Genomic DNA, 18,741 nt, shown 5'->3' on the forward strand with positions numbered 1-18,741 from the left:
CGTCCCACTCTAGGTCGATCGTCCCTCACCTGCCGGAGACGTCGTGCCGGCAGGCCGCAAGGCGCGGACGACGACCAGACGACGTCAGCCGGTGTTGCGCAGGCCGGCCGCGATGCCGTTGATCGTGAGCAGGAGCGCCCGCTCGGTCTCGGCCGACGGGGACTCGGCGGCGCGGGCCTTGCCGAGCAGCGAGACCTGCAGGGCGTGCAGCGGGGCCAGGTAGTGGTCGCGCAGCTCGAGCGTGCGACGCAGCACCGGCGCCTGCTCCAGCAGCGACGACTGACCCGTCACGCGCAGCACCTGCTCGACCGTGCGCTCGTGCTCGGCGCGGATGACGTCGAGAAGGTGGCGGGCGTCGTCGGGCACGAGCGCCTCGACGTAGGACGCGGCGATGTCGAGGTCGGTCTTGGCCAGCGTCATCTGCACGTTGGACAGGAACGTGCGGAAGAACGCCCACGACCCGTACATCTCCTGCAGGGTCTCGCCGCGGCCGTCCTCGAAGGCGGCCGCGAGGCCGGACCCGACGCCGAACCAGCCGGGCAGGATGATGCGCGACTGGGTCCAGCCGAACACCCACGGGATGGCACGCAGGTCGTCGAGGCCGCCGGCTCCGCCGGGGCGCTTGGCAGGGCGCGAGCCGATGTTCATCTTGCCCAGCTCGTCGACGGGCGTGGCGGCCACGAAGAACGGGACGAGCGCGTCGTCGCGCACGAGCGCCCGGTACGCGACCTTCCCCTGCTCGGCGACCACGTCCATCGTCGTGTTCCAGCCGTCGAGCACCTCCTGGGGCAGCAGCGACGTGCGGTGCAGCGTCGACGCCTCGATGACGGCGGCGAGCGCCCCCTCGAGGTTGTGCCGACCCAGGCCGGGCAGCGCGTACTTGTCGGAGATGACCTCGCCCTGCTCGGTGATCTTGATCGGTCCGTCGAGCGACCCGTAGGGCTGGCTCATGATCGCCTCGGCCGTGGGTCCGCCGCCGCGGCCCACCGAGCCGCCGCGGCCGTGGAAGAGCCGCAGCACCACGCCGTGCTCGCGGGCCACGTCGCGCAGGGCGCGCTGGGCCCGGTGGATCTGCCACTGCGACGCCGCGATGCCCGCGTCCTTCGAGGAGTCGGAGTAGCCGAGCATGATCTCCTGCACGTCGCCGCGCGCGGCGACGATCCGCCGGTACGACGGGTCCGAGAGCAGGGCCTGGAGCAGGGGTCCGGCGGCCTCCAGCTCGGCCACGGTCTCGAACAGCGGCGCGAAGCCGATGCGCGCCAGCGCCTCCCCATCGACGCCTCCGGTCAGGTCGACGAGCCCGGCCTCGCGGGCCAGCACGACCACGGCGAACAGGTCGTCGACGTCGTGGGTCATCGACACGATGTACGTCTCGACCACCTCGGGACCGTAGGTGTCGAGGGCGACGCGGATGGTCTCCATGAGTCGCAGCGACGCCGACGCGGCCTCCCCCAGCCGGGCCCGGTCGACCGACGCCCCGAGGAGCGGGCGGGCCGACGTCATCTCCTGCTGCAGCCGCTCGATCCGCTGCGGTCGCTCGAGGTCGCCGTACCCGGGCTCACCGAGCCGCTCGTAGAGGTCGGCCAGGGCGGCGTGATGCTTCGCGGAGTGCTCACGCACGTCCATGGTCGCCAGCCCTGCTCCGAACGTCACGGCGGTGCGGATGAGCCGGCGGATGGCGCCGTCGCCGGTCAGCGCGTCGCCGGCGGCGAGCATGGACCGGCGCACCAGCACCAGGTCGCGCACCATCTCGTCGAAGGACAGGTAGTCGCGGCCGGGCTCGTGCGGGGTGTCGTTCACGAGCCGGTCGCGGGTGCGCAGCAGGCGCACCCGCACGAAGCTGAGCTTGAGCCGGTAGGGCTCGTCGGCGTTGAGCCGGCGGATGGTGCTCCACGTGATCGGCAGGGCCTCGGCGTCCTCGGCAAGGCTGTCGAGCAGCTCGGCGCTGGCCTCGACGACGCGGGTCGAGGCGGTCATCTCGGTGAGAAGCTCGTCGACCATCGCCACCAGCTCGCTGATTCCCGACGTGTGCTGCAGGTGCAGCACCTCGAGGGTGACGTCGGGCGTGACGTTGGGGTTGCCGTCGCGGTCGCCTCCGGCCCACGTGCCGAAGCGCAGCGGTCGCGACGTCTCGGGCAGCTCGACGCCCACCCGGGCGGCCTGCCGGTCGAGCTCGTCGAGCAGGCCGGGCACGACCTCCGAGGCGATGGAGCGCAGGTAGTACACGGCGGTGCGGGCCTCGTCCTGCGGCTCCGGGCGCACGACGCGCAGCTCGTCGGTCTGCCACAGCAGGTCGATCAGCTCGGCCAGGCGGCGTTCGCCCGTGGCGGTCTCGGACGCCGGACGCCGGGGGTCCTCGAGCTCGCGCACCGCCTCGGCGACCTTGCGCAGCAGTCGCAGCACGGTGCGTCGGCTGGCCTCGGTCGGATGGGCGGTGAACACCGGGCGGTACTCCACGCGCGCCAGCACCGACGTGAGCAGGTCGGCGTCGAGGCTGCCGTCGGCCAGGGCCTCCTCGATGCGCCCGAAGGTGCCGGCGAGCGGACCTTCGGAGCCGATGGTGAGCTCCTGCCAGCGGTGCAGCTGCTCGGTGATGTTGACCAGCTGGAAGTACAGCGCGAACGCCCGCGCGAGCACCACGGCGCGCTCGGGCTCCAGCTCGTCGAGCGCCTCCCGCAGCTCGGCGGCGCCCTGCCCACCGTCGGGGGTGCGCGCGAGGTGCCGCACCCGTTCCACCAGGTCCAGCAGCTCCGGGCCCTCGTGCCGCGTGAGGGCCTCGCCGAGCAGCGTCGTCAGCTGGCGCACCGACGCGCGCAGAGCGGCGTGCTCCTCGTCGGAGGCGACACCCCCCGCGAACAGGGCGGCGTCGGGCGCGCGGCGGTCGGACTCGAGGATCTGCTCGGTCGTGCGGGGGCTGGCGGAGCTCATGGGTCCATCCTGCCGGTCCTGTGTTGCAGACGTGTGGCGCGTCCGGAGAACCTGCTCAGAGGCTGCTCAGTGGTCTTCTCGGAATGCGCATGACCCGACCCGTGTCTACCGTCGAAGGATGATCGCCGAGGAGCACAGGATCGCGTCGCCGCAGACGCGCTCACAGCTGTGGGCGAACCTGCTGCGTCTGGAGACGCTGGGCGAGTGGAGTGCGGTGAGTCGCTGCGCGTCCACCGACTCCGACCTCCTCGCTCGCGCGCAGTCGTACCTGTGCAGCCTCCAGCACGGAGCGGACCAGCTCGACGCGACGGTGGTCGTCACGCACCTCGACCCGCCCGAGGAGCTCCGGCTGCGCACCACGTCGCCCATGGCGGTGGTCAACGAGCGCATCGTGCTCGAGCCGGACGGCCGCGGCACGATCGTGCGGTACTCCGCATCGGCCTCGTCGTCGATGTTCGGCCCGGCGGTCACCGTGTGGCTGCACGACCACGTGCGCCTGGTGCAGGACCGGCTGAGCCGCTACGTGCAGCGGACCGACCTGCTGCTGCCCGACGAGCGCTGACCCGCTCCGGGACCCGTGAGGTCCCCCGCCGCCTCCTCCAGGGGTGAATAGAAGCGACGGGGGCAGAGCACACCGTATCGGCGAGCACCCCTCGTCGTGCGCACGCCCCGGTCGTGTCGTCCTGGTCTCTTGCCACGCGCGACGTGACGCGGCACACTGTTAGTACACATTATATAGAATGTAGGCTGATGTCTGTTCCAGGTTCTCCCGTCCTGCGCGTCACGTGGCACGAGGACGTGCTCGAGCTCCGGCTCGACCGTCCGCACCGACGCAACGCCCTCGACCACCAGCTGGTCGAGGAGCTGCTGCACGCACTCGCCGTCGACGCGCCTCGTGCCCGCGCCATCGTGCTCACCGGCGGCGACCTCCACTTCTCGTCGGGAGGCGACGTCGGCACGATGCCCGGCCCCTCCGACGGCTTGTTCGGCCCCGCCGCTCGGCTCTCGCTCATCCACCGCGCGGTCCGCGAGATCCGCGCCGCAGCGGCTCCGACCGTCGCGGCGGTGGACGGCTACGCGATCGGCGCCGCCTGGGGTCTCGTGCTCGGGTGTGACGTCGTGGTGGCCGCCGACGACGCGTTCTTCCTCGCACCGTTCGCCCGTCGCGGTCTCGCCTCGGACGGCGGGGTCGCGTGGCACCTGACGCGCGCCCTCGGCCGCCAGGCCGCGACCCGGCACCTGCTCCTCGGTGAACGTCTCGCGGCGCAGGACGCCTACGACGCCGGCCTGGTCACCCGGGTCTGCCCGACCGGCAGCGCCACGACCGTGGCCCTCGAGCTGGCCGCGGACCTGGCGTCCGGCCCCCTGGAGTCGCTCGCGGTGACGCGCTGGATGTGCGACGTGGCCGAGCACGGAGGGCTCGAGGCGTTCCTGCGCGAGGAGCGCGTGGGCGTCTCGCTCGCGGGTCACGGACGCGATGCCGCGGAGGGCCACGCCGCCTTCGCCGCGCGCCGGGACCCGGTGTACCGATGACGCCGGGGCAGACGCTCGTGGACATCGAGGTCGTGGAGTGTGCCACCTTCGTGGCGGGCCCGACGTGCGGCATGACGCTGGCCCAGCTCGGCGCTTCCGTGGTGCGCGTGGACCTGCCCGGCGGCGGCAGCGACTTCGGACGGTGGCCGTTGAGCCGGTCCGGCGCCAGCCTCTACTGGGCCAACCTCAACAAGGGCAAGCGGTCCGTCGCGCTCGACTACCGCACCCCCGAGGGCCGCGAGCTGCTGCTCGCCCTGGCCACCCGCGAGGGCCCGGGGCGGGGCATCTACCTCGACAACGTCGTCGGCAGGAACCGGCTGACCCACGAGGACCTCGCCGCCGTGCGCGCCGACGCCATCTCCGTGCACGTGGAGGGCTTCCCGGGCGGTCGTCCGGCCGTCGACTACACCGTGAACGCCTCGGTCGGCATCGCCGACATGACCGGCCCGGAGTTCCTCGACACCCCGGTCAACCACGTGCTGCCGGCCTGGGACCTGCTCACCGGGCTGCACGCCTCCGTCGCGGTCCTGGCCGCGCTCCAGAAGCGTCGCGCCGACGGCATCGGGAGCCACGTCGACCTCGCTCTGTACGACGTCGCGGTCTCCTCCGTCGGCGCCCTCGGCTGGTTCGCCGAGGCCGACGAGGCCGGCCACAGCCGGCAGCGGCACGGCAACCACGTCTTCGGCAGCTTCGGCACCGACTTCGCGAGCCGCGACGGCGAGCGCGTCATGGTGGTGGCGCTGACCGAGGGCCAGTGGCACGCGCTGTGCGCCGTCACGGGGACCGTGGACGTGTTCGCCGCGCTGGAGAAGGCACTCGACGTGGACCTGCGCCACGAGGCGGCCCGCTACGAGCTGCGCGAGACGATCGCCTCGATCCTGCGGCCCTGGTTCGCCGCCCGACCGATCGACGACCTCGCCGCGCTGCTCGACGAGGCACGAGTCCTGTGGGCTCCGTACCTGTCGGTCGACCAGGCCGGCGAGGTCGCCCGTGACGCCGCCCGTCCCGTCCTGCGCGACATCGAGCAGCCCGGCGTGGGTCGGATGGCCGCATCGTCGTCGCCGCTGCGCTGGGGCGACGACACGGTCTGGCCCTCGCCCGCTCCGGAGCTCGGGTCGGACACCCTCGCCGTGCTCACCGAGGAGCTGGGGCTCGGCGACGCCGAGATCGGCGGCCTCAGCGACCGCGGAGTGATCGCCCGCCAGGACGTCGCGTGAGCCTGGCCGACGCGACCACGCTGCTCTTCGTGCCGGGCGACCGACCCGACCGGTTCGAGCGCGCCCTCGCCTCCGGTGCCGACGCGGTGCTGTGCGACCTCGAGGACGCCGTGGCCGCCGACGCGAAGGACGCTGCCCGTGCCCTCGTCGCCGAGGCCGCCGCGGCAGGCGCGCGTGTGGCCGTGCGGGTCAACGCCGTCGGCACCACGTGGCACCGTGCCGACGTCGCGATGGCGGTCGAGCACGGGCTGCCGGTGATGCTGCCCAAGGCCGACCGCGCGGCCGTCGTCGCCCTCGGCGAGGTCGCCGTCGAGGTCCTCGCACTGGTGGAGACGGCGCGCGGCCTGATCGACGCCGTCGACGTCGCCGCCTCGCCGTCGGTCACCCGCCTGGCTCTCGGCCACCTCGACCTCGCCACGGACCTCGGGGTGGATCCCGACGTCGGCGAAGTCGTCGACCACGCCCGCGCGGCCCTCGTCGTGGCCTCGGCCGCAGCCCGCCTGGTGGGCCCGGTCGACGGGGTCACCCCGCAGCTTCGTGACCCCGACCGCCTCGTCGCCGACCTCGCCCGCGCCGAGCGCCTGGGCCTTCGCGGCAAGCTGTGCATCCACCCCGACCAGGTCACCACGGCGGCGGACCGGTTCGCGCCGTCGTCGCAGGAGCTGGCCTGGGCCCGCACGGTCGTCGGCGCCGAGCGTGACGGCGTCGCCGTCGTCGACGGGCAGATGGTCGACGCCCCGGTCCTCGCCCGCGCCCGTCAGGTCCTCGCGCGAGGACGCCGACACAGCTCCACGTCCTCTGCCGCACCGTCCCCCACCGAAGGAGAACCCGCATGACCCTGCTCGACTCCCAGGTCGCCGTCGTCACCGGCGCCGCCCAAGGCATCGGTCTCGCCATCGCCCACGCGTTCGTCGACGCCGGGGCACGCGTCGTGGTCGCCGACCTCGACGCCGACGCTGCGAGCAAGGCCGTCGCGGAGCTCGGGGGCGACGACGTGGCTCTCGCCGTCGCCTGCGACGTCGTCAGCGCCGACGACGTCCAGCGCGCGATCGACGCGGCCGTGGAGCGCTGGGGTCGGCTCGACGTGATGGTCAACAACGCAGGCATCACCCGCGACGCGACGATGCGCACCATGAGCGAGGAGGCCTTCGACCAGGTGATCGCCGTCCACCTGAAGGGGTGCTGGAACGGCACCCGGCTCGCGGCCGCCCACATGCGGGAGGCCAAGAGCGGCGCGATCGTCAACATCTCCTCGCTCTCGGGCAAGGTCGGCATGGTGGGGCAGACCAACTACTCCGCCGCCAAGGCCGGCATCGTCGGGCTGACGAAGGCCGCGGCGAAGGAGATGGCCCACCACGGAGTGCGCGTCAACGCCATCCAGCCGGGCCTGGTCGCGTCGGCCATGACACGGGCCATGCCGCAGAAGGCCTGGGACGGCAAGATGGCCGAGATCCCGATGCAGCGGGCCGGGGAGCCCGAGGAGGTCGCCCAGGTCGCCCTGTTCTACGCCTCGGCCATGTCGTCCTACATGACCGGCACGGTGGCCGAGGTCACCGGCGGACGGTTCATGTGAGCGGACGTCCCACGCGCACGGTCGACCCGCTCGCCGTCGCCGGCCTGGCCGACCTGATCGGCGCCGACGACGTCGACACCTCCGTCGGCGCACCCCTGCCGGCCCTGTGGCACTGGGCTGCTCTGGCACGGTGGGTGCCCCTGTCGGCCCTCGGACCCGACGGGCACGCGATCGACGACGGCCTGCCGACGCGCCGAGACCTGCCGCGCCGGATGTTCGCCGGCGGCGAGGTCGCGGTGCTGCGCCCGTTGCGCATCGGCGCCGAGGTCGGCATCGAACGTGTCGTCGAGGACGTGCGCGACACGCAGGGCCGCTCGGGGCCCCTGCGCTTCGTGACCGTCCGCGACACCGTGCACGACGACCAGGGCCCCGCGGTCCAGGAGCGGCTCGACCTCGTCTACCGGGCCGGCGCGGGTCTCGTCGCACCGTCACCGCCGGGCGCGGGCGTCCCGGCCTCCCCCGACGACGGCCCTGCCGGACTGTCCTCGACCGAGCGGGCCTCCTGGGACTTCCGTGCCGATGCCCCGCTGCTCGCACGGTTCAGCGCACTCACCTGCAACTCCCACCGGATCCACTACGACCACCCCTACGCGACCGGCACGGAAGGCTACGCCGGACTGGTCGTCCACGGCCCGCTGCTGGCGCTCGCCCTCGCCGAGGTCGCCCGTCGCCGGGGCGGACCGCTGCGCCGCGTCGCGCACCGTGGCCGCTCCGCCCTGGTCGCGGGCCAGCGGGCGCACCTCGACGTCGTGGATCCCGGTGCCGACTCCGGCCAGGGCTGCACCGTCGAGGCGCGCCGACCCGGTCCCACCGACGACCCCGACCACGCCGCCGAGCCGGTCTCGACCGTCACTGCCCACCACCACCTCGAGGAGACCTCGTGAACGACGCCGTCATCTGCGCCCCCGTGCGCACCCCCGTGGGCCGCTACGGCGGCTCCCTCGCCGCGGCCACTGCGGTCGAGCTGGCCGCCACCACCCTCACCGCGCTCGTCGAGCGCACGGGGCTCCCGTCCGATGCGGTCGACGACGTGATCCTGGGGCACTGCAACCCGAACGCCGAGGCCCCCGCGATCGGACGCGTGGCGGCCCTCGACGCCGGGCTCGGCATCCGCGCGGCCGGCCAGCAGGTCGACCGGCGCTGCGGGTCGGGCCTGCAGGCCGTCGTCAATGCGGCCATGGCCGTCCAGACCGGCGCGGCGGAGCTGGTCGTCGCCGGCGGCGCCGAGAGCATGAGCAACGTCCCCTTCTACTCCACGGACATCCGCTGGGGCGGTGCGCGCACGGGCGTCACGATGCACGACGCCCTCGTGCGGGCTCGTCAGACGGCGGGCGGCCGCTTCCACCCCGTGGCGGGCGGCATGATCGAGACGGCCGAGAACCTGCGGCGGGAGCACGGCATCTCCCGGCACGACCAGGACGCTCTCGCGGTGCAGTCGCACCAGCGCGCCGTGGCCGCCCAGCAGGCGGGGATCTTCGCCGACGAGATGGTGCCGGTCACCGTCGGCTCGGGCCGGCGCGAGACGGTCGTCGACGTCGACGAGCACCCCCGCGCCGACACGACGCTCGAGTCGCTCGGCGCGTTGCGGCCGATCATGGGCAAGGTCGACGCAGAGGCGACGGTCACCGCCGGCAACGCGAGCGGGCAGAACGACGCGGCCGCCATGTGCGTCGTCACCACCCCCGAGCTCGCCGCCCGTCACGGGCTCACCCCGCTCGTCGCCCTGCGCAGCTGGGCCGTCGCCGGCGTGCCGGTGGAGACGATGGGGATCGGTCCCGTCCCCGCCACGGCCGACGCGCTCGGCCGGGCGGGCATCGGCTTCGACGACCTCGACGTCGTGGAGCTCAACGAGGCCTTCGCCGCCCAGGTGCTGGCCGTGCTGCGCACGTGGGGCGTGGAGCCGGACGACCCGCGCATCAACCCGCACGGGTCCGGCATCTCTCTTGGCCACCCGGTCGGCGCGACCGGTGCCCGGCTCGTCGGCTCGATGGCGCAGGAGCTGGCGCGCCGCGAGGGCCGGTACGGGCTGGTGACGCTCTGCATCGGCGGCGGCCAGGGCATCTCGGCGGTCTTCGAGCGGGTCGGCGCGTGAGCGGTCCGGCGGTCATCGACTCCCCGGAGGCGCTGCACGCGCTCGTGGGCGTCGAGCTCGGCCCGAGCGGCCCGCTGGTCGTCGAGCAGCAGCGCATCGACGCGTTCGCCGACGTCACCGGCGACCACCAGTGGATCCACGTCGACCCCGAGCGCGCCGCGACCGGTCCGTTCGGCGGTGTCATCGCCCACGGCCAGCTGACGCTGTCGCTGGTCACGGCGCTGGCGCCCGAGCTCTACTCCGTGGAGCTGGGCACGGCGCGCGTGAACTACGGGTTCGAGCGCGTCCGATTCCCGGCCGTGGTCCCGGTGGGCTCCACGCTGCGTCTGTCCTGCCGCGTCACCGACGTGCAGGAACGCGACGGCTCCTGGCTCGTGACGTTCCGCTTCACGATGCTGCGCGACGGACACGACCGCCCGGTCTGCGTGGCCGACAAGCTGTCGCTGATCCTGGCCTGAGCCCCGCCTCGCGGCCACCCCCGACCCGCGCGCCTCGCCGGCCCGGACTCACCCACCGGCGGGGCGCGCGCTCATGCCCGGCGCCGTCCCAGCCACGCAGCACGAGGGCGGGTGGCGCCGTGCGCCACCCGCCCCGTCCGCGCTCGTCGTGCGTCAGCCGCTGTAGCCGAACGCCCGGTTCCACCGCGCCACGATGTCGGCGCCCTCGGTGCGGGCCTGCTCCGGCGTGTAGAGCTCGAGCCCGTCGGAGTCGCCCGACGGCAGCTCGTACGACCCGGTCCTCGTCGTGGGGATGTCGGTGCGTGCTGCCACGAAGCCCTGCGCCGCCGCGAACCGCTGGCCCGACGTCGACATCGTCCAGTCCTGGAACAGCTTGGCCGCCGCGGAGTCGAGGCCGGCCTCCGTGACGCCCTGCATGTTGTACGTGCCCGAGACACCGCTCGGCGGCACGACGAGGGTGATCGGCGCACCGGCCACCTCGGCACCGTAGGTGCTGTTGAAGCCCGAGGTCGCGACCTCGATCTCGCCGCGGGCGAGCGCCTCCAGCTGCACGCTCGTGGTGTCGAAGATGCGCGGCTCCTGGGCGGCGAGCTTCTCCCAGTAGTCGGCGTCCAGCTCCTCCTGGAACTTCGCGAGGCCCTGGACGGTGCCACCGGCGCCCGCGTTGACGATGCCGACCTTGCCCTTCCACTTCGGGTCGAGCAGGTCCGACCAGTCCTTCGGGGCGTCGCCCTTCTGCACCACCTGGTTGTTGTAGGAGAACGCGTACGCCGAGTAGTAGGGCGCGTAGTAGAGCCCGTCCTCGTAGACGACACCCTCGGTGTCGGCCAGGGCGTCGCTCGACGTCACCTCGTACGGCGCGTACACGCCCGCCTCGGCGAACTCCTCGGCCAGCACCGGGTCGGTGATGGTCACCACGCCGGCCTCGAGGCGGCCGGCGCCGGCCTCGCTCAGCACCCGCTCGGAGAGCTTGCCCGACGGCATCCGCGTCATGTCGACGTCGACGCCGGTCTCGGCCTCGAAGCGCGCGGCCGTGACCTCGGCGCTCTCGGCACCGGAGGCGGTGTACCAACCGACGGAGCCCTCCTCGCGGGCGGCCTCGAGCAGCTCGGCGTCGGCGACCTGCTCCCCGTCGATGACGAGTCCGTCGGAGTCGTCGATCTCCGGCATGGCGAGGATCTCCTCGGCGGCGCTGCCCGCGCCGGCGCTGCTGGAGCCCTCTCCTCCGCCGCCGCATGCGGCGAGGGTGAGGGACACCGCCGCGACCGCGGCCACGGCGAGGGTCTTGGTGGGCTTCTTCATGTCGTCCTCCTTGGACGTCCTGCAGGGGGTCGGGTGGTGAGGGGTGTCAGCGGTTCGCCAGGCGCCGTGGGATGTAGGAGAGGACGAACATGACGAGGCAGTACAGAAGGCTCATGGCCGCCGCACCGCGCAGGGCTCCGCCGTTCTCGAAGGCGTCGTAGATCGCGATCGAGAGGATCTTGGTGTCGGTCGTGTAGAGGAACAGAGGCACCGTCAGCTCGCGCATGCTGAGCATGAGCAGCAGCACGAACGTCGACAGCAGCCCGACCTTCATGAGCGGCACGGTGACCGCGAGGATCGCGCGGGTGCGGCTGGCGCCGAGCATGACGGCACTGTCCTCGAGGTCGCGATCGGTCTGCAGGATCGACGATGCGATCCCGCGGAAGCCCTGCGGGGACTGCACCGCGATGAAGGCGATCGCCATCACCGCGAGGGTGCCGTAGAGCGGGATCGGCATGACCAACCACGTCCACAGCAGTCCCATGCCGAGCACGACCGCGGGGATGGCGAGAGGCACCATCGAGATGCCCTCGATCAGACGACGGCCGCTGACGGTGGTGCGGTAGACCGCGTAGCCGCAGAGGAAGGCGAGCACCGTGCCGGCCGAGGCCGCGATGACGCTGACCACGACGCTGTTGCCGGTGGCGTCGAGGAAGCTGCTGGACTGCAGCACCGTGCCGACGATCGACAGGTCGAACGCACCCGGCTGGAACAGGTCGCCGATCGAGGACATGTACGGGCTCGTGCGACCGGCCGTGACGACGAGCGCCAGCAGCGGCAGCAGGATCGACAGCGTGAAGAAGCCGAGCACCGCGACGAGGGCCGGCGTGCGCCACGCACCGAGCGCGATCTTCTTGTTCTTGACGCCCTTGCCGGTGACCGTCGTGAACGACCGCTTGGCGATGACGCGGTTCTGCAGCGTGGTCGCGATGATGACGACCGCCACGAGCACCACGGCGATGGCGGCGCTCTCGTTGCCGCGCGACGGCGTCGCGTTCAGCAGCCGGAAGATGAAGGTCGGCAGGGTGTCGACCCCGCCGGGCGTGCCGAGCACCTGCGCCACCGGGAAGTTCTCGAAGATCAGCGTGAAGGTGAGGATCGCCGACCCGAGCACCGCCGGCAGGGCGAGCGGGAAGGAGATGCGTCGCAGCATCGTGCGGGTCGACGACCCGTGGATCTGCGCCGCCTCCTCCAGGTCGGGGCTCATGAGCGACAGCGCCGCGTGCACCATGAGGAAGGTGTAGGGCGCGTAGTACATCGCGAAGACGAGCACGAGGCCCGGCATCGAGTACATGTTCACGAACGCCGGCAGACCGACGTCGCGCAGCCCGATGTTGAGCAGGCCGGCGTTGGGACTGCCGAGCATCGACCACGCCAGCGCGCCGACGTAGGACGGCAGGAACATCGGCATGAGGCCGACGAGGTAGACGAACTTCGGGATGCGGATGTCGGTGCGGGCCGCGAGGAACGCGAGCGTCCCGCCGATGAGACCGGCGAGCAGCGTGGCCGCGATGGCCATGACCATCGAGTTGACGAACGCCTGCCGGACCTCGGGGACACCGAGGACCCCGAAGTTGCCGAGCGTCGGCGAGAGGCTGATGTTGCCCGGCCGCGGCACGGAGCCGGTCATGGAGGCCAGCAGCACGAAGCCGGCGGGCACCAGGATGAGGAACGCCAGGAAGGCGATCAGCAGGCCGGAGCCGAGCCAGCGGCGCATGAACCCGGCGCGGGTCCTCGGGGCACTCGTCCCGGTGGACGGTGCGGGCGACGGTGCGGCGGGTGCGTCGACGAGGGCGGAGGCCATCTCACTCACCCGCCTGGCCGGCGCCGACCAGCTCGGCGGGCGCCTCGGCGGTCGGGAGGTCCGGGACGATCCCGGGCACCTCGTCGGGCAGGACCTTCACGTCGCGCGCGTCGACCTGCACGAACACGCGGTCGCCGGGGTGGAAGACGTTGACCGCCGAGCCCGCGAGGGTGGCCTCCACGACCGGTCCGGCGTCGAGGGTCACCGAGCAGCGGGTGGTCGCACCCTGGAAGACCGTCACGCCGACGGTGCCCTCCCAGGCGTTGGCGACCTGCGCGTCCCGGTCGAGCGTCACCCGGACGTGCTCGGGCCGGATGCTCACGCTGGCCGGCACGTCGCCGAGACCGGCGGACTCGCTGACCAGCTCCAGGGGGTGCTCGGTCGACACGAGGCGGTGACCCGTCCCGGGCTGGACCGGGAAGATGTTGAGCACGCCGAGGAACGCCGCGATCGACGCCGAGGCCGGGGTGTCGTAGATCTCCGTCGGCCGGGCCAGCTGCGCGATGCGCCCGTGCTGCATCACGGCGACCCGGTCGGCCAGGGCCAGCGCCTCGCTCTGGTCGTGGGTCACGTAGATCGAGGTCAGGCCCAGGTCCAGCTGCAGGCGACGCAGCTCGACCCGCAGGTCGTCGCGCAGGCGGGCGTCGAGGTTCGACAGCGGCTCGTCGAGCAGCATGATGGCCGGTTCCATGGCGAGGCTGCGGGCCAGGGCGACACGCTGCATCTGGCCCCCCGAGAGTGCGCTCGCGCTCTTGTCGGCCTGGTCCTCCAGGCCGACCGTCCGCAGGGTGGTCAGGGCCTTCTCGCGCAGCTGCGCCTTCGCGACCTTCTGCATGCGCAGCGGGAAGGCCACGTTCTCCAGCACCGTGAGGTGGGGCCAGACGGCGTAGGACTGGAACACCAGGCCCACGTTGCGCTTGTTGGCCGGGACCCGGGTGCCCGCGTCGGCGTCGAAGACGGCGCGGCCGCCGATGCTGATGCGCCCCGCCGACGGCTCCTCGAGCCCGGCGACGCACCGCATGGTGCTGGTCTTGCCGCAGCCGGACTGGCCCAGCATCACGATGGACTCGCCGTCGGCGATGTCCAGCGACAGGTCCTTCACCGCCTGGAAGTCGCCGTAGTGCAGCGACAGGTTCTCGATGGTGACGTCCATGTCAGCTCTCCTTCGTCACAGGGGTGGGGGTGCGGACCGTGACGAGCGCATCCAGCGCCACCACTCCGTGGCCGTCGCGCAGGACCGCGGCGGGGTTGATCTCGGCCTCGACGACGTCGGGGCGGTGCTGCGCCAGGCGGGACACCGCCACGACCAGGTCGGCGAGTGCGTCCAGGTCGCCGTGGGGGGCGGAGCGGTAGCCTCGCGACAGCGCGGTGGCCCGGACGGACTCGATCATGCCGAGCGCCACCTCACGGTCGACGGGGGCCAGCTGCGCGGCACTGTCGCCGTACAGCTCGACCGTGACGCCACCGGCGGCCAGGACCACCATCGGACCGACGGTCTCGCTGACCCGGTAGCCGACGAGCATCTCCTGGACGGCGTCGACGACCATCTCCTGCACCAGCACCGTGTCCGCGCCGACCTCGGGCCGGTGCCGGGCCACGCTGTGGAGGATGCGCTCGCGCGCGGCCTGCACGCCCGCGGCGTCGGCGACACCGACCTCGACACCGCCGACGTCGGACTTGTGGGCGATCTCGTCGGACAGCACCTTGACCACGACGGGGTAGGGCAGGCCCTCGGGCACGTCGTCGTGGGGTCCGAGCACGGCGCTCGCGGGGAACCGGGCTCCGACGGCCGAGAGGACGTCGGCGGAGGCCCGCTCGTCGAGGGCGACGGTGGGGCCGGCCGGGTGCGGGACGGTGGTGAGCGCCTCGGGCCGCGGCGACCTGGTGCGCAAGGTGGCAGCCACGGACTCCGCGCACGACTCGACCGTGCGGAAGGCCGGGACCCCGGCGCGGTGCAGGCGCTGCAGCGTGACGAGCGCGTCGGGCAGCGCCCACGCGACGACCGGGAGGTCGCGGCCGGCGAAGTCCTCGATCGCGCTCGCTGCCAGCTCCGGGTTGAGCCGGGCCGACGAGCCGATCACGAAGACGAGCAGGTCCAGCTCCTGGCTGGCCTCGAGGATCCCGAGGACGGTCGTCACCTTGTCGTGCCGGGTGCCGGCCAGCGTGAGGTCGACGATCAGGCTCTCGGCCACGGCGATGCCGGCGTCGTTGATCGCGGCGAACGTGGCGCTCGACGGCTTGGTGACCCGCAGGCCGCGCATCTCCAGCTCGTCGACGGCGATCGCGGCGCCGCCACCCGTGGAGGTGATGACCCCCACCCTCGGTGCCGACGTGGCAGGGCGACGCGGGGCGTCGGCGAGTCGACGCTGCACGGCGCCGCACTCGACGAGCGACTCGAAGTTCTCGACCCGGACGAAGCCGCACGCCTCGAAGAACGCGCTCGCCTCGCTGTCCTCACCGGCGAGGGCTCCGGTGTGGGAGACGGAGAGCTCCGCCGCCGCGTCGGACCGGCCCAGCTTGTAGACGGTCACCGGCTTGCCGTGCTCGTGGGCGAGCTGCGCGAACTCCGCGAGCGACTCGGCGTTGTCGAGCGACTCGAGGAACAGGCAGTAGGCGTCGAAGTCGGGGTCGTCGATCGTGGCCGAGCAGATCTCGCCGAGCGTCAGGTCGATCTCCGACCCGGTCGAGACCAGCCCGGCGAACCCGATGCCCACGGCCTTGGCCCGGGTCATCAGGGCACCGATGACGCTGCCCGACTGCGACGCCACGAAGGTGCGGCCGACCGGGATGTCGTCCTCGCCGAAGGCCGCGTTGGCGGTGAGCAGCATGCCTGCGCCGGGGTTGACCACGCCGATGCTGTTCGGCCCGACGATGCGGACGCCGTACCGCTGCGCCACCTCGAGCAGCTCGCGCTGCCGCTCGGCGCCCTCGGGGCCTGCCTCGGCGAAGCCACCGGCCAGCACCGTCACGACGGGAACGCCGCGCTCGCCGCACTCGCGCACCGCGTCGACGACGAAGCGGGTGTCGGCGGCGACGAACACGTGGTCGGGCGTCTCCGGCAGCGCCGAGATGCTCGGCCACGCCTTCTCGCCGAGCACCGTGTCGCGGCGCGGGTTGACCGGGTAGACCCGGCCCGTGTACCCGGCCTTGCGCAGGAACGCGAGCGGTCGGGCGCCGGTCTTGCTGATGTCGTCGGAGGCGCCGATGATCGCGACCGACTCGGGGTGCATCAGGGCGCCACCGAGGGTGGTGGTGGACAGGACGGTCACGGGGTGGTCTCCTCGGGCAGGACGACGTCGAGCGTCGTGCGGGCGCTGGGCGCGGTCCAGGTCTGCTCGGCCAGGGCGGCGGCGCGGTCGTGGCCGATGACCGGACCGGCCAGGCGGACGAGCTTGGCGGTCATGTCGTCGTCGCTGACCGGGTTCGACGGCTCGCCGTAGGGCGTGTCGACCTGCTCGGTGAGGACGGTGCCGTCGTGCAGGGTCACCTCCAGCACGGCGCGGCGCAGCCGCGGGTAGGCCGCGTCGGCGTCGGCGTCGGCCACCACGGCGACGCGACCGACGAGGTCGCGCACGGTGGCGTCGTGGCGGGCCTCGGGGCCGAACTCGGTGAGGCCGACCTCGTCGAACGTGAGGGCGACGGTCACGGCGAACGGGATGCTCATCTGCGCGTCGAGGAACTCGTCGACGTCCGTCGCGGCGTGGTGCGAGGCGACCGTGTAGGTGCGGACCAGCACGGAGGCGACGTCGTCGGCCTTGAGCCCGTGCTCGGCCCGCAGCGCGAGGGCGGCGTCGATGGGTCCGTGCAGGTGCCGGCAGCAGGGGTAGGGCTTGACGTAGGTGCGCAGGAAGACCCACTCCTCACCGAGCCCACCCAGCAGGGTCTCGGCGTCGAGCTCGCCGCGGGTGAACGCCTCGGCGTACCCGTGCCGGGCCTCCAGGACACCGCGCGGTCCTGTGATGCCGGCCTTCGCCAGCTCGGCGCTCGCGATCGCGTCGCGCGCCGCCTTGCCGGGGTGCAGCCGCTTGACTTCGGCCGCCTGGCCGAGGAACGCGAACAGGCCACCGGCGTGGGACGCGGCGATGCCGAGCGCGTGCTCCATCCGCTCAGCGTCCAGGCGGTGCAGCACACCGACAGCGAGCGCCCCGGCGAGGACGCCGGTGAGCGGGGTGTTGTGGAAGTGGTTGCGCCAGGTGGCCGGGTGGCCGGCGGCGGCCAGGCGGCAGACGCCCTCGAGGCCCACCGCCAGCGCCCGCTCGGTGAGCTCGTCGTCGCTGCCGGCGGCCTGCGCCGCGGCGAGGACGGCGGGGAACACGACCGTGCTGGGGTGGACGCTGCCCGGCGTGTAGCCGTCGTCGACCTCGAGGCAGTGCGCGCTCGTGCCGTTGACCAGCGCGGCACCGAGGGCCGAGAGCCGACCCGATCCGACCGCCTCGGCGGCGTCGCCGGGGTACTGGACGGCGGCGTGCTGGGCCACCTGGCGCGACGTCGGCGCGGCAGAGCCGGGGACGACCGCGGCCAGGTAGTCGACCCAGAGCCGACGCACGTGGTGACGGGTGGCGGCGTCGAGGGGCCGGTCGGCCTGGGCGGCGGCCCACTCGGCGACCGTGGCGGTGGCGCCCTCGAGCGCCGGGCCGGCCGCGTCGGGGCTGGCGGAGGTGCTCGTGCTCATCGGCTGGCTCCCGCCCGCTGGTCGAAGCGTCGGCCGAAGACCGACTGGGCGATGGTGTTGCGCAGGATCTCCGTGGACCCGCCGGCGATCATCCAGCCGCGCGTGCGGCGCACGATGTACTCCATCGGGAACTCCTGGGAGTAGCCGCTGGCGCCGAAGACCTGCAGGGCGTCGTTGGCCACCTTGAACGCCGTCTCGTTGGCGTGCACCTTGGCGATCGCAGCGTCGGTGGAGTCGGGCGCACCGGCGTCGGCGTCGGCCACGGCACGGAAGAGCAGCATCTTGGAGGCGTCGAGCTGGATCCTCATGTCGGCGAACTTCCACTGCAGACCCTGGAACTCGCAGAGGTTCTTGCCGAACTGCGTACGGACCTGGGCGTGCTCGACGGCCCGCTCGTAGGCGCTCTCGGCGAGGGCGAGGGCGCGCGAGGCGTTGCCCATCCGCTCGACACCGAAGATCGACAGCATGGAGCGGACGGCGCCGGACTCGGCCAACACGTAGTCGCGCGGCACGCGGCACTCGTCGAAGTAGAGCTGGCAGTGCGACTCGCCCGACATGTGCCGCTCGGTCTTCCCGCGCGAGAAGCCGGGGGCGTCGAACGGCACCAGCACGGCGCCGATGTCCTTCGTCGTCGGGCCGAACCGGCACCAGACGACGGAGTAGGAGGCCTCCGGACCGTGGGAGTTCCACACCTTCTGGCCGTTGAGGACGACCTCGTCACCCTCGATGCGGGCCGACGTGCGCAGCTCGGTGAGCGCGCTGCCCGCCTCCGGCTCGCTCATGCCGGCGGTGACGATCGCGTCGCCGGCGAGGAGCTTCGGCAGCACCTCGCGCTTCACCCGCTCGGACCCGAAGTTCGCGACCTGGCGGATGGCGCCGAAGTTGCTCGCCTGCAGCGCGTCGGCGCTGTGGGGGCACACCTTGGTGATGGCCATCATGACCAGCACGGCGTCGAGCAGGGACGCGCCCTGGCCACCCAGCTCGGGGTCGAGGGTCAGACCGGTCAGGCCGTTGTCGGCCAGCACCTTGAGGCTGTCCCAGGCGAACTCGGTCCGCTGGAACGCCTTCGGTGCGAACTCCTTCTCGGCCAGCTTGGTGACGGAGTCGACGAGGGCGGTCTGCTCGGGGGTCAGGGAGAAGTCCATCGGTGTCCTTCGGTGGG

15 protein-coding genes are annotated in these 18,741 nt (G+C 72.8%); 8 read left to right on the forward strand and 7 right to left on the reverse strand.

Annotated features, from left to right (window positions below; all coding sequences use genetic code 11):
• Window positions 1-84: 84 nt before the first annotated feature.
• Window positions 85-2,928, reverse strand: coding sequence for a phosphoenolpyruvate carboxylase (gene ppc, locus ASF35_RS01080; protein WP_082495293.1), 2,844 nt, complete (start codon window positions 2,926-2,928; stop codon window positions 85-87).
• A 118-nt stretch (window positions 2,929-3,046) separates the two neighbouring features.
• On the opposite strand from ppc, the gene ASF35_RS01085 reads away from it, so the two are divergent.
• From ASF35_RS01085 to ASF35_RS01120, 8 genes are all read left to right on the forward strand, one after another.
• Complete coding sequence (locus ASF35_RS01085) at window positions 3,047-3,490, forward strand: hypothetical protein (protein ID WP_055961551.1); 444 nt, start codon at window positions 3,047-3,049, stop codon at window positions 3,488-3,490.
• 188 nt (window positions 3,491-3,678) lie between these two features.
• Window positions 3,679-4,461: an enoyl-CoA hydratase/isomerase family protein gene (locus ASF35_RS01090; protein WP_082495295.1), complete on the forward strand. Its 783-nt coding sequence runs from the start codon at window positions 3,679-3,681 to the stop codon at window positions 4,459-4,461.
• A complete protein-coding gene (locus ASF35_RS01095; protein WP_055961557.1) occupies window positions 4,458-5,678 on the forward strand; it encodes a CoA transferase in 1,221 nt (406 codons plus the stop codon). Before ASF35_RS01090 ends, ASF35_RS01095 begins: the two co-directional genes overlap by 4 nt.
• Window positions 5,675-6,514, forward strand: coding sequence for a CoA ester lyase (locus tag ASF35_RS01100; RefSeq protein ID WP_055961560.1), 840 nt, complete (start codon window positions 5,675-5,677; stop codon window positions 6,512-6,514). Before ASF35_RS01095 ends, ASF35_RS01100 begins: the two co-directional genes overlap by 4 nt.
• The gene (fabG, locus tag ASF35_RS01105; protein ID WP_055961563.1) at window positions 6,511-7,251 is read left to right on the forward strand and encodes a 3-oxoacyl-ACP reductase FabG; all 741 of its coding nucleotides are present in this window, start codon (window positions 6,511-6,513) and stop codon (window positions 7,249-7,251) included. The genes ASF35_RS01100 and fabG overlap by 4 nt, the downstream gene beginning before the upstream one ends.
• Window positions 7,248-8,135 carry a MaoC family dehydratase N-terminal domain-containing protein gene (locus tag ASF35_RS01110; protein WP_055961567.1) on the forward strand — a complete coding sequence of 296 codons (888 nt, stop codon included), beginning with the start codon at window positions 7,248-7,250 and terminating at the stop codon, window positions 8,133-8,135. Before fabG ends, ASF35_RS01110 begins: the two co-directional genes overlap by 4 nt.
• Window positions 8,132-9,343: an acetyl-CoA C-acetyltransferase gene (locus tag ASF35_RS01115; RefSeq protein WP_055961569.1), complete on the forward strand. Its 1,212-nt coding sequence runs from the start codon at window positions 8,132-8,134 to the stop codon at window positions 9,341-9,343. Before ASF35_RS01110 ends, ASF35_RS01115 begins: the two co-directional genes overlap by 4 nt.
• The gene (locus ASF35_RS01120; RefSeq protein WP_055961573.1) at window positions 9,340-9,801 is read left to right on the forward strand and encodes a MaoC family dehydratase; all 462 of its coding nucleotides are present in this window, start codon (window positions 9,340-9,342) and stop codon (window positions 9,799-9,801) included. The genes ASF35_RS01115 and ASF35_RS01120 overlap by 4 nt, the downstream gene beginning before the upstream one ends.
• A gap of 153 nt (window positions 9,802-9,954) precedes the next feature.
• Here ASF35_RS01120 and ASF35_RS01125 read toward each other — a convergent pair whose 3' ends face one another.
• From ASF35_RS01125 to ASF35_RS01150, 6 genes are read right to left on the reverse strand one after another with little or no spacing between them, the layout of a single operon-like run.
• Window positions 9,955-11,103, reverse strand: coding sequence for an ABC transporter substrate-binding protein (locus tag ASF35_RS01125; RefSeq protein WP_055961577.1), 1,149 nt, complete (start codon window positions 11,101-11,103; stop codon window positions 9,955-9,957).
• Window positions 11,104-11,149: 46 nt separating this feature from the next.
• Complete coding sequence (locus tag ASF35_RS01130; protein ID WP_055961581.1) at window positions 11,150-12,907, reverse strand: iron ABC transporter permease; 1,758 nt, start codon at window positions 12,905-12,907, stop codon at window positions 11,150-11,152.
• A gap of 1 nt (window position 12,908) precedes the next feature.
• The gene (locus ASF35_RS01135; RefSeq protein ID WP_055961584.1) at window positions 12,909-14,060 is read right to left on the reverse strand and encodes an ABC transporter ATP-binding protein; all 1,152 of its coding nucleotides are present in this window, start codon (window positions 14,058-14,060) and stop codon (window positions 12,909-12,911) included.
• A 1-nt stretch (window position 14,061) separates the two neighbouring features.
• Window positions 14,062-16,176 (reverse strand): acetate--CoA ligase family protein, encoded by a 2,115-nt coding sequence (locus ASF35_RS01140; RefSeq protein WP_200931709.1) that lies wholly within the window; start codon window positions 16,174-16,176, stop codon window positions 14,062-14,064.
• A complete protein-coding gene (locus ASF35_RS01145) occupies window positions 16,173-17,579 on the reverse strand; it encodes an MmgE/PrpD family protein (RefSeq protein WP_055961587.1) in 1,407 nt (468 codons plus the stop codon). Before ASF35_RS01145 ends, ASF35_RS01140 begins: the two co-directional genes overlap by 4 nt.
• Entirely contained in the window at window positions 17,576-18,724 is a 1,149-nt protein-coding gene (locus ASF35_RS01150) for an acyl-CoA dehydrogenase family protein (RefSeq protein WP_055961589.1), read from the reverse strand. Before ASF35_RS01150 ends, ASF35_RS01145 begins: the two co-directional genes overlap by 4 nt.
• Window positions 18,725-18,741 lie beyond the last annotated feature (17 nt).

Origin of the sequence: Aeromicrobium sp. Leaf291 (assembly GCF_001423365.1) — a bacterium.
GTDB lineage: Bacteria > Actinomycetota > Actinomycetes > Propionibacteriales > Nocardioidaceae > Aeromicrobium.